A 9,786-nucleotide genomic window follows, 5' to 3' on the forward strand; every position below is an offset into this window, starting at 1 on the left:
GGATGGGCGCGCACGAGATGTACGGCTCACTGTCCAAGCGCGCCTTCACCGAGGCCGCGCGCGCTTACGTGCCCGACCTGACGCCCGCGGACCTCGTGCGCGCCCCGGCAGGCGTGCGCGCACAGGCGGTGGACCGCGACGGTGGACTGGTGGACGACTTCCGCATCAGCTTCCTCGGTCCGGTGACCGCGGTGCGCAACGCGCCGTCCCCAGCCGCGACCTCCAGCCTGGCCATCGCCGAACACGTCGTCGACCGGCTCCTGGAACGCCAGTCCGGCTGCTAACCCTCCTGCGCCGGCTTACCCGGGATCAGGAAGAGGGACGCGGCGGCGGTGACCAGGTAGAGGCAGGCCGCGAAGAGCGCGACGGTGTGAAAACCCCCGGTGAATCCGGAGCCGCCGGGCTCACCGGCGATCGCCCCCGCCACCGCGATACCGATGGCGCCCGCCGCCTGCCGCGCCGTGTTGTTCACCGCTGAGGCCAGGCCTTCCCGCCGCTCGGGCACCGACCCGATCGCCGCGGCCACGACCGCCGAGGTCAGCACGCCGATCCCGATGCCCCACAACAGAAACGCGGGCAGCAGCACCAGGTATCCGGATCGCGCGTCGGCGGCGAGCAGCAGCGCCAGCCCGCCCGCCGCGATCACGAGGCCGCCGACGACCGGCACCCGCGGACCGATCCGGCTGGTCAGCCGCCCGGCGAGCGGAGCGAGCACGGCCAGCGGCGCGAACAGGGGCACCAGGCTGAGCCCGGCGTCGAGCGCGGAACGGTGCTGCACCGACTGAAGGAACAGCGTCAGCACGAACAGCGTGCCGAGCGTGCCGAGGTTCATCGCCCCCGCGGCGGCGTTCGCGGTGCTGAACCCCGGATGCCGGAACAGTCCGAGCGGAAGCATCGCCTGTTCCCCAAGCCGCCGCTCGACCAGCACGAAGGCGACCAGCAGCGCGACCGCGCACACGGCCGCGACGATGACCTCGGGCCGCGCGGCACCGAACCGCCCGCCCTCGATGAACGCGAACGTGAGCGCGCAGAGCAACAAGCCGCCGAGCGCCGCGCCCGGCGCATCCAGCCGCCGTGTTCCCGGCTGCGCCGACTCCTTCACGACGATCACGCAGGCAACGACCGCGAGCAGCACGATCGGCACGTTGATCATGAACACCGCGCGCCAGCCGAACGCCGCGATGAGCGCGCCGCCGAGCAGCGGCCCGGCCGGCAGCGCCAGGCTGCCCACTCCGGCCCACACCCCGATCGCCCGCGCCTGTGCGCGGCGCTCGGGGAAGGTCCGGCTGACGATGGCCAGCGTGCCGGGCAGCAACAACGCCGCGCCGACGCCCTGCACCGCGCGCCCGGCGACCAGCGCGGCGACGTTCGGTGCCAATGCGCAGCCGAGCGAGCCCAACCCGAAGACCACCAGGCCGATCAGCACGATTCGTTTGTGTCCACGCAGGTCACCGAGGGTGCCGCCGGCCAGCATGAGGGAGGCGAGCGCCAGCGCGTAAGCGTCCACCACCCACTGCAGCCCGCTGACTTGCGTGCGCAGGCCCGAGCCGATCTGCGGGAGCGCGACATTCACGATCGTCACGTCCAGCAGCACCAGGAAGTAGCCGACGCACATGGCGACCAGCACGGTCCGCTCCGAGCGCGTCCCGCGCGCCGCCGCTTGCGATGACGCGCTCGGAGCCGTCGCTGTCTGTTGTCTACCAGGCATTACGGCCGGTTACCCGGCATAGACGGACTAATAACCCCAGCCCCAACGCACCTGGGTCACACCCGACGCGTTGTTGTTCGATAGGCCGCTGCCGTTGTGATACTCCATCGAGTACGTGTCGCCTGTCTTCAGCCCGGCCCAGTACACGTTGCCCATGCCGTCGGCGCGGGACAGGTCGGTGACCGCGGCGAAGTAAGACTGCTCGACGGCGCCGTTGTGGTTCGCCAGATAGTTGACCCCGGTGGTCATCGGCGCGCCGAACTCGTCGATGATCGTGCGGCTCGTGTAACTGCCGATCCGGTTGTTGAGGTCCGACTCCCACTGCGATTCCTGGGTGTAGTTGTTCCAGGTGCCGTAGTAGTGCAGCGAGAGCAGCGTGCCGGTAAGCGCGGAGGAGGCGCCCACGCCGGTCACGTGGTCGTTGTAGCCGGTGCCGCTGATGATGACCCGGCCGCGCGGCACGCTGGAGAACTGCGAGAGCCACGAGGAGCAGATCGAGACCCACTGGCTCAGCGAGTAGCCGTAGGGCTCGTTCAGCGGCTCGAAGTAGACGTTGCCGTTGCCGCCGTACTGGCCGACCACGGTGCTCCACATGTTGGTCCACGCGGTCATGTCGGTGATCGTGCCGGTGCTCGTGCTCTGCGTCCAGGCGCTGATGATGACTTTCATGCCGTCCGCGAGGGCCGCGTCGATCGCGCCGCGGTACGCGCCCCACCAGGACTGGCTGACACTCGGCGGGTTTATCGGCAGGCGCACGGTGTTCGCCCCCAGATTCGCCTGGAACGCCTTGATGTAGCTGTCCGCGATCGAATACACCTGCGAGTAGCTGTCCGAGGCGGCCAGGCCGTCCGGGATGACCCAGCCGGAGTTGTAGTTGTCGCGGGTGTCGGCCCAGTTCACGCCCTTGAACTGGTTGGTCGCGGCCGAGGCCGGCTGCGCCTGGACGACGAAGAGGGCCGAGCCGGCCAGCGCGGTCGCGGCGCAGAGGCCTGAGACGAGCTTGCGCCGTGCGATGAACCTGAACATGTGCTGCTCCCTGTGAGTGAGGGTGCTGCGAATGTGGGTGGGTGGCAGGCGCGGCCGTGGTGCCGAGCTGTGCGCGCGGACCTCAGGCTCGAACGCGTGGACTCGCGGTGCTCTCGCGCACGATCAGCTGCGTGTGCACGGTGACCCTGCGGTTGTCCTCGTCGTCGAACCCGTAGTCGTCCACCTTGCGCAGCAGCTGCTGGATCGCCTGGCGGCCGACCTCGCCGAAGTCCTGCCGGATGGTGGTCAGCGGCGGCCAGAAGGAGTGCGCCTCCTCCAGGTCGTCGAAGCCGACCACGCTGATGTCGCCGGGAACGTCGCGGCCCAGTTCGTGCAGCGCCCGCATCGCGCCGAGCGCCATCTGGTCGTTGGCCGCGAAGATCGCCGTGACGTCGTCGCGCCGGCCCAGGGTCAGGCCGTGTCGGTGCCCTGATTCGGTCGACCAGTCGCCGTACAGGACCGGCGGCGGCTCGATTCCGGCGTTCTTCAGCGTGCGCCGCCACGATTCGGTGCGGTGCACGGCCGAGAACGAGGTTTCGGGCCCTGCGATATGCCACACCTGCCGGTGGCCGAGTCCGAGCAGATGCTCGGTGGCCTGGCGCGCGCCCTCCGCCTGATCGGTGTCGACCACGGTGTATTCGGCGCCGGCGTTCGAATCGATCACGACGACGGGAAGTCCGGGCGGCAGCGTGAACTCCGCGTTGTCGAGCAGGTGGGCCTCGAAGACGATGATCACGCCGTCCACGCCCTGCTCGCTCAGCCTGCTGTAGGCGCCGGAGACCTGCTCCAGGGTGGCGTCCACGACCGGGATCAGCATCACCGAGTAGTTCGCGTGCGCCGCCTCCGAGGCGATCGCGTCCAAGGTACGCATGTTGCCGAAGGTCCGCAGCGTGAACATGATCACGCCGACGGTGCGGAAGCGCCCGGAACGCAGCGCGCGGGCCGCCGAGTTCGGCCGGTATCCGAGCGCGCGCATCGACTCGATCACCCGGGCCCTGGTCGCCGCGTCCACGTTCGAGTGGCCGTTGGACACCCGCGAGACCGTCTGCGAGGAGACCCCGGCATGCCGTGCCACATCCCCCATGGACGGCCGCGCGGCCTTCCGTGCGGCGGGCGCTCCCTCGGTCGTGGCCATGGCTCCCCAGTGGTTCGGCTCGCTGCCGTTGCCGTCTCGTGATGCACCCGACGGTAGGCATGGTTACGTAAACATGGTAGCGTCCGCGACACCGATGTTTACGTAAACATTTAGCGCTCATGTCCGCCATGTTTACGTCAACATGCGGCAGCTGTCCAGAGCCCGGATCCGCGGATCACCCCGGACCGGCCCTGGCCAGCGGCGCAGTGCGGCCGCCCGAGGCGGCGCGTGAAAAAGCCGTGACGTGAACAGCAGTGATCCCGAAAGCAGTGACATGACCGCAACCTCCGTGACCGCAGCGTCCGCGACCCCGCGGCGGCGGCGCCGCAGGAACTGGACCGGCTGGGGCTTCCTGAGCCCGTTCCTGGCGGTCTTCCTGCTCGCGCTCGTCGCGCCCGTGCTCTACGCGCTGTACCTGAGCTTCTTCCAGGACAAGCTGATCGGCGGCAACCGCTTCGCCGGCCTGGCCAACTACAAGCAGGCGCTGGGCGACGCGCAGTTCTGGTCGGCCTTCGAGCGGGTCGCGCTGTTCCTGGCGGTGCAGGTGCCGGTCATGCTGATCCTGGCCCTGGCCATCGCGATGGCGCTGGACAGCGCGCGGCTGCACTGGACGCCGCTGTTCCGGCTCTCGATCTTCCTGCCGTACGCGGTGCCCGCCGTGGTCGCCTCGCTGATGTGGGGCTTCATGTACGGCACCCAGTTCGGCCTGATCGGCAACCTGGACCGGTGGCTGCACACCACCCTGCCCGACCCCTTCTCGAGCGGCCTGGTGCTGCCGGCCATCGGCAACATCGTCACCTGGGAGTACGTCGGCTACAACATGCTGATCTTCTACTCGGCGCTGCGGGTGATCCCCGCGGAGCTCTACGAGGCGGCCGAACTCGACCGGGTCGGGCCGTTCCGGGTGATCTGGCACATCAAGCTGCCCTCGGTGCGCGGCGCGATCCTGATCGCCACCATCTTCTCGATCATCGGCAGCTTCCAGCTGTTCAACGAGCCGAACATCCTCAAGCCGCTGTCCCCGGACACGATCAGCAGCTACTTCACCCCGAACATGTACGCCTACAACCTCTCCTTCGCAGGACAGGAATACAACTACTCGGCCACCATCGCGATCATCATGGGCGTGGCGACCATGGTCATCGCCTATCTGGTACAGCGCGCCGGCACGCGCAAGAGGGAGGCGTGACGATGGCTGTCACACAGCGGATGACGGCGACGGCGGCCACCCCGAGAGCCAAGCCCGCGCGGCTGGCCCGGCGCACCTCGGCCCGCAGCGGCAGCTCCCTGCGCAAGCGCAAATCGCCGATGCTCACCGCGGTGATGACGCTGGCGCTGATCTACGCGCTGCTGCCGCTGTTCTGGCTGCTGGTCAACGCCTCGAAGACGCAGGGCTCGCTGTTCACCACCTCAGGGCTCTGGTTCGGCGGCAAGTTCGCCCTGTTCGACAACATCAGCCAGACCTTCAGCTACGACCACGGCGTGTTCCTGAAGTGGTTCGGCAACACGCTGCTGTACGTCGCGGTCGGCGCGGGCGGGGCGACGATGCTGGCCACGCTCGGCGGGTACGCGTTGGCCAAGTTCGAGTTCCCCGGCAAGCGCGCGGCGCTCGCGGTCATCCTCGGCGCGGTCACGATCCCGGGCACGGCGCTCGCGGTGCCCTCGTTCCTGATGTTCAGCAAGCTCGGCCTGACCGACACGCCGTGGGCGATCATCATCCCGTCGCTGGTGAACCCGTTCGGCCTCTACCTGGTCTGGGTCTACGCCCAGGAGGCGGTGCCGAACGAACTGCTGGAGGCGGCCCGCGTCGACGGGATGCGCGAGTACCGCATCTTCTTCAGCATCGCGCTGTACCTGATGCGCCCGGCCATGGTCACGGTGCTGCTGTTCTCGGTCGTGGCGACCTGGAACAACTACTTCCTGCCGCTGATCATGCTGAGCAAACCCGACTGGTACCCGCTCACGGTCGGCCTCTTCGAATGGAGCGCGCAGTCGCGCACGGTCGGCGGGCAGGCGATCTACAACCTGGTCATCACCGGCTCGCTGCTGACCATCGTGCCCATCGTGATCGCGTTCCTGTTCATGCAGCGCTACTGGCAGTCCGGACTGAGCACCGGGAGCGTCAAGGGCTGACCGACTAACTCAGCACCCGCATTCACAACCCACCGGCGGCGGCCTACCGCCACTGGACGGCTCGATCCATGCCGAAACCGGCCACCACGTGTCCGCACCACCCTCACCAGAAAGAAGAACCATGACAGCCAACGTTCAACCCCGAGCCCTGTTGCGGCGCGCCGGCGTCGCCGCGACCGTCACCGCGCTCGCGGCCGTGGGCCTGGCCGCGTGCTCGAGCAGCAGCTCCGGCTCCTCCGCCGCGGGCTCGGGCGGTTCCGGCGCCTCCGGCCAGGCGGCCATCGCGGCCGCGCTGCAGAAGAAGTCCTCGATCACGGTCTGGGCCTGGGCGCCGCAGGTCAAGGACATCGTCGCGGCCTTCGAGAAGAAGTACCCGAACGTCACGGTCGACCTGGTCAACGCGGGCACCGCCACCACCGAGTACACCAAGCTGCAGAACGCGGTGAAGGCCGGCTCCGGCGCCCCGGACGTCGCGCAGATCGAGTACTACGCGCTGCCGCAGTTCGCCCTCTCCGGCGCGCTGGCCAACCTGCAGGACTACGGCCTCGGCAGCCTCAAGGGCGACTACTCCGCGGCCGTGTGGGACTCGGTGGACATCAACGGCCAGCTGGTCGGCCTGCCGCAGGACACCGGCCCGATGGCGCTGTTCTACAACAAGAAGGTCTTCGACAAGTACCAGCTGAAGGTCCCGGCCACCTGGGCCGACTACGTGGCCGACGCGCAGAAGCTGCACGCCGCGAACCCCAGCGAGTACATCACCAACGACACCGGCGACCCCGGCTTCGTCACCAGCATGATCTGGGACGCCGGCGGCAAGCCGTTCACGGTCAGCGGCACCACCAACGTCACGATCAACCTGCAGGACGACGGCTCGAAGAAGTTCGCCGGCACCTGGAACCAGCTGATCCAGGGCGGCCTGCTCTCCCCGATCTCCTCCTGGTCCAACCAGTGGTACACCGGCCTTGGCAACGGCACCATCGCCTCCCTGATCACCGGCGCCTGGATGCCCGGCAACCTGGAGTCCGGCGTGCCCACCGGCTCCGGCGACTGGCGGGTCGCGCCGATGCCGACCTGGACGGCCGGCGGGGCGGCGGCGACCGCGGAGAACGGCGGCTCCAGCGACGCGGTGCTCAAGCAGAGCAAGAACCCGCTGGTGGCCGCGGGCTTCCTGCAGTTCATGAACGACGGCGACGGCTCCACCATCTTCGCGAACGAGGGCGGCTTCCCGTCGCAGAACTCCATCCTGAGCTCCGCCTCGTTCCAGAACGCGGCGCCCGCCTACTTCGGCGGCCAGCAGATCAACCAGGTGCTCTCCGCGGCCGCGAACTCGGTGCTGCCCGGCTGGAGCTACCTGCCGTTCCAGGTCTACGCGAACAGCATCTTCCCGGACTCGGTCGGGCAGGCGTACGCGAAGAAGTCCGACCTGAACGCGGCGCTCAAGGCCTGGCAGGACAGCTTCGCGCAATACGGAACGCAGCAGGGCTTCACCGTCACCAGCAAGTGACGGCACACTGACCACGCGGCCGCACCCGCGTGTCGTGCCTCAATCGAGGCACCCGGCGTGTGGCCGACCGTTTGAACCCCGGCCGGCCACACGCCCTCCTATGCACACCGAGAGGACCCACCGCATGAGCACCGCGAACGCGCCGGCCGTCGACGCCGCCGCCCTGCCCCTGCCGGAACCCGCGTCGGATCAGCTCCCTGCGACGTCCCGATTCGAGATCGGCGAGCAGGACTTCCTGCTGGACGGCCGGCCGCTGCAAATCCTCTCCGGCGCGCTGCACTACTTCCGCATCCACCCCGACCACTGGTCCGACCGGATCGCCAAGGCCAGGCAGCTGGGCCTCAACACGATCGAGACCTACGTGGCCTGGAACGCGCACAGCCCGCACCCCGGCGAATTCCACACCGAGGGCGGGCTCGACCTGGGCCGGTTCCTGGACCTGATCGCGCGCGAGGGCATGCACGCGATCGTGCGTCCGGGTCCTTACATCTGCGCCGAGTGGACCAACGGCGGCCTGCCGGCCTGGCTGTTTCGCAACCCCGACACCGGAGTGCGGCGCAACGAGCCCGCCTTCATGTCGGCGATCTCAGACTTCTACCACAGCCTCGCGCCGATCATCGTGCCGCGCCAGATCGACCGCGGCGGCCCGATCATCCTGGTGCAGGTCGAGAACGAATACGGCGCCTACGGCGAGGACAAGGCCTACCTGCGCGCGCTGGCCGACCTGACCCGGCGCATCGGCGTCACCGTCCCGCTGACCACCGTGGACCAGCCGGTGGAGGACATGCTGGAGCGTGGCGGCCTGCCCGAGCTGCACAAGACCGGCTCCTTCGGCTCGCGCGTCGCCGAACGGCTGGACACGCTGCGCCGCCACCAGCCGACCGGGCCGCTGATGTGCTCGGAATTCTGGGACGGCTGGTTCGACAGCTGGGGACTGCACCACCACACCACGCCGATCGAGCACAGCGCCCAGGACCTCGACGAGCTGCTGGCGCGCGGTGCGTCGGTGAACATTTACATGCTGCACGGCGGCACCAATTTCGGCTTCACCAACGGCGCCAACGACAAGGGCGTCTACCAGCCGATCACCACCAGCTACGACTACGACGCCCCGCTCGACGAGGCCGGGAACCCGACGGCGAAGTACTGGGCGTTCCGCGAGGTGCTCGCGAAGTACACGCCGCTGGGTGATGACAAGCCGCAGCCCGCACGCCCCCGGCCGCAGTTCTCCGCCCCTCTCCTTCAGACGGTGCCGCTGTGGGACGTGGTCGACCTCCTCGGCTATTGGACCCGCCGCGAGCAGCCGCCGAGCGCGGACGAGCTCGGCCACTACGACGGATTCACCTTGTACCGCACCGAGATCGACCATGCCGGACCGTTGATGTTCGAGGTCGAAGAAGTCCGGGACCGCGCCCAGGTCTTCCTCAACCGGGCCGGGGTGGGCGTGTTGGCGCGCGACCATCACGACCGCGCGCTCGCGCTGCCGCCGGACGCACGCGGCACGCTGGCACTGCTCGTGGAGGACCAGGGCAGGGTGGACTACGGGCCGCGCATCGGCGAGCCCAAGGGCCTGATCGGCCCGGCGCGGCTGAACGCCGCTCCGGTCGAGGGCTGGTCCGTACTGCCGCTGAACCTCGCCGTGATCGAACCGGTCGCCGAGGCGCTGCGCGACCAGTCTTCCGCCGACCCGAGCGCCCTGATCGGACCGGCATTCGGCCGCGCGACTTTCGATCTGCCCGAGCCCGGCGATCTGTACCTCGACACCTCAGCGTGGGGCAAGGGCGTGGTGTGGATCAACGGGTTCTGCCTCGGCCGCTACTGGTCGCGCGGGCCGCAGCGCACGCTTTACGTTCCCGGCCCGGTGTTGCGCGCGCGTGACAACGAACTGATCGTGTTCGAGCAGCACGCCAGCGGCGCCGTGCGGGCCATGTTCGTCGCCGGGCCCGACCTCGGCCACACCGAGGAGTGATCAGGCCTCCGAGCGCTCGCGCGCAGTGTGTCCGCGTTCGCGGTCCAGCGTGGCCGCCAGCGAGCCGAGCAGCGCCAGGGCCTGGGCAGTCTCACTGCCGGGCTCGGCATGGAAGATGACCAGCTGCATGCCGTCGGTCCGCGCGATGTCCAGCTTCTCCTTGCGCAAGTACAGCTCGCCGACCTGCGGATGGCGCAGATGGCTGGTTCCGTCGGAGCGGTAGCCGACCTCGGCCCGCGCCCACAGCGTGCGGAACCGGTCGCTGCCCAGCGACAGCTCGCCGACCAGTTCGATCATCCGCGGATCGGTCG

8 protein-coding genes and 1 pseudogene are annotated in these 9,786 nt (G+C 69.0%); 5 read left to right on the plus strand and 4 right to left on the minus strand.

What is annotated here, in order from left to right:
* Positions 1-284 (plus strand): annotated as a pseudogene (locus VFB40_RS23460) (L-2-hydroxyglutarate oxidase); the annotation flags it as partial.
* Here the strand turns inward: VFB40_RS23460 and VFB40_RS23465 are convergent.
* The 3 genes from VFB40_RS23465 to VFB40_RS23475 all read right to left on the minus strand — a co-directional run bounded on the left by VFB40_RS23465 (position 281) and on the right by VFB40_RS23475 (position 3,869).
* Positions 281-1,627 carry an MFS transporter gene (locus tag VFB40_RS23465; protein WP_324854200.1) on the minus strand — a complete coding sequence of 449 codons (1,347 nt, stop codon included), beginning with the start codon at positions 1,625-1,627 and terminating at the stop codon, positions 281-283. The pseudogene VFB40_RS23460 and the gene VFB40_RS23465 sit on opposite strands and share 4 nt — an antisense overlap.
* 108 nt (positions 1,628-1,735) lie before the next feature.
* The gene (locus VFB40_RS23470) at positions 1,736-2,734 is read right to left on the minus strand and encodes a cellulase family glycosylhydrolase (RefSeq protein ID WP_324854202.1); all 999 of its coding nucleotides are present in this window, start codon (positions 2,732-2,734) and stop codon (positions 1,736-1,738) included.
* An 82-nt stretch (positions 2,735-2,816) separates the two neighbouring features.
* Entirely contained in the window at positions 2,817-3,869 is a 1,053-nt protein-coding gene (locus VFB40_RS23475) for a LacI family DNA-binding transcriptional regulator (protein WP_324854204.1), read from the minus strand.
* A gap of 274 nt (positions 3,870-4,143) precedes the next feature.
* Here VFB40_RS23475 and VFB40_RS23480 point away from each other — a divergent pair, with 274 nt between their 5' ends.
* The 4 genes from VFB40_RS23480 to VFB40_RS23495 all read left to right on the plus strand — a co-directional run bounded on the left by VFB40_RS23480 (position 4,144) and on the right by VFB40_RS23495 (position 9,475).
* Complete coding sequence (locus tag VFB40_RS23480; RefSeq protein WP_324854206.1) at positions 4,144-5,058, plus strand: carbohydrate ABC transporter permease; 915 nt, start codon at positions 4,144-4,146, stop codon at positions 5,056-5,058.
* 2 nt (positions 5,059-5,060) lie between these two features.
* The gene (locus tag VFB40_RS23485; protein ID WP_324854208.1) at positions 5,061-6,002 is read left to right on the plus strand and encodes a carbohydrate ABC transporter permease; all 942 of its coding nucleotides are present in this window, start codon (positions 5,061-5,063) and stop codon (positions 6,000-6,002) included.
* Positions 6,003-6,123: 121 nt separating this feature from the next.
* Positions 6,124-7,506: an ABC transporter substrate-binding protein gene (locus tag VFB40_RS23490; protein ID WP_324854210.1), complete on the plus strand. Its 1,383-nt coding sequence runs from the start codon at positions 6,124-6,126 to the stop codon at positions 7,504-7,506.
* Positions 7,507-7,630: 124 nt separating this feature from the next.
* Positions 7,631-9,475: a glycoside hydrolase family 35 protein gene (locus tag VFB40_RS23495; RefSeq protein ID WP_324854212.1), complete on the plus strand. Its 1,845-nt coding sequence runs from the start codon at positions 7,631-7,633 to the stop codon at positions 9,473-9,475.
* On the opposite strand, the gene VFB40_RS23500 is transcribed toward VFB40_RS23495, so the two are convergent.
* A partial coding sequence (locus tag VFB40_RS23500; RefSeq protein ID WP_527249209.1) for an MmyB family transcriptional regulator occupies positions 9,476-9,786 on the minus strand: 311 nt, incomplete at its 5' end.

This window comes from Actinocrinis sp. (assembly GCF_035650855.1).
Lineage (GTDB): Bacteria > Actinomycetota > Actinomycetes > Streptomycetales > Catenulisporaceae > Actinocrinis.

Bases quoted from the DNA above. Each gene is read 5' to 3' on its own strand.
- VFB40_RS23470 (WP_324854202.1), bottom strand. From the start codon at position 2,734: ATGTTCAGGTTCATCGCACGGCGCAAGCTCGTCTCAGGCCTCTGCGCC.
- VFB40_RS23475 (WP_324854204.1), bottom strand. From the start codon at position 3,869: ATGGCCACGACCGAGGGAGCGCCCGCCGCACGGAAGGCCGCGCGGCCG.
- VFB40_RS23480 (WP_324854206.1), top strand. From the start codon at position 4,144: ATGACCGCAACCTCCGTGACCGCAGCGTCCGCGACCCCGCGGCGGCGG.
- VFB40_RS23485 (WP_324854208.1), top strand. From the start codon at position 5,061: ATGGCTGTCACACAGCGGATGACGGCGACGGCGGCCACCCCGAGAGCC.
- VFB40_RS23490 (WP_324854210.1), top strand. From the start codon at position 6,124: ATGACAGCCAACGTTCAACCCCGAGCCCTGTTGCGGCGCGCCGGCGTC.
- VFB40_RS23495 (WP_324854212.1), top strand. From the start codon at position 7,631: ATGAGCACCGCGAACGCGCCGGCCGTCGACGCCGCCGCCCTGCCCCTG.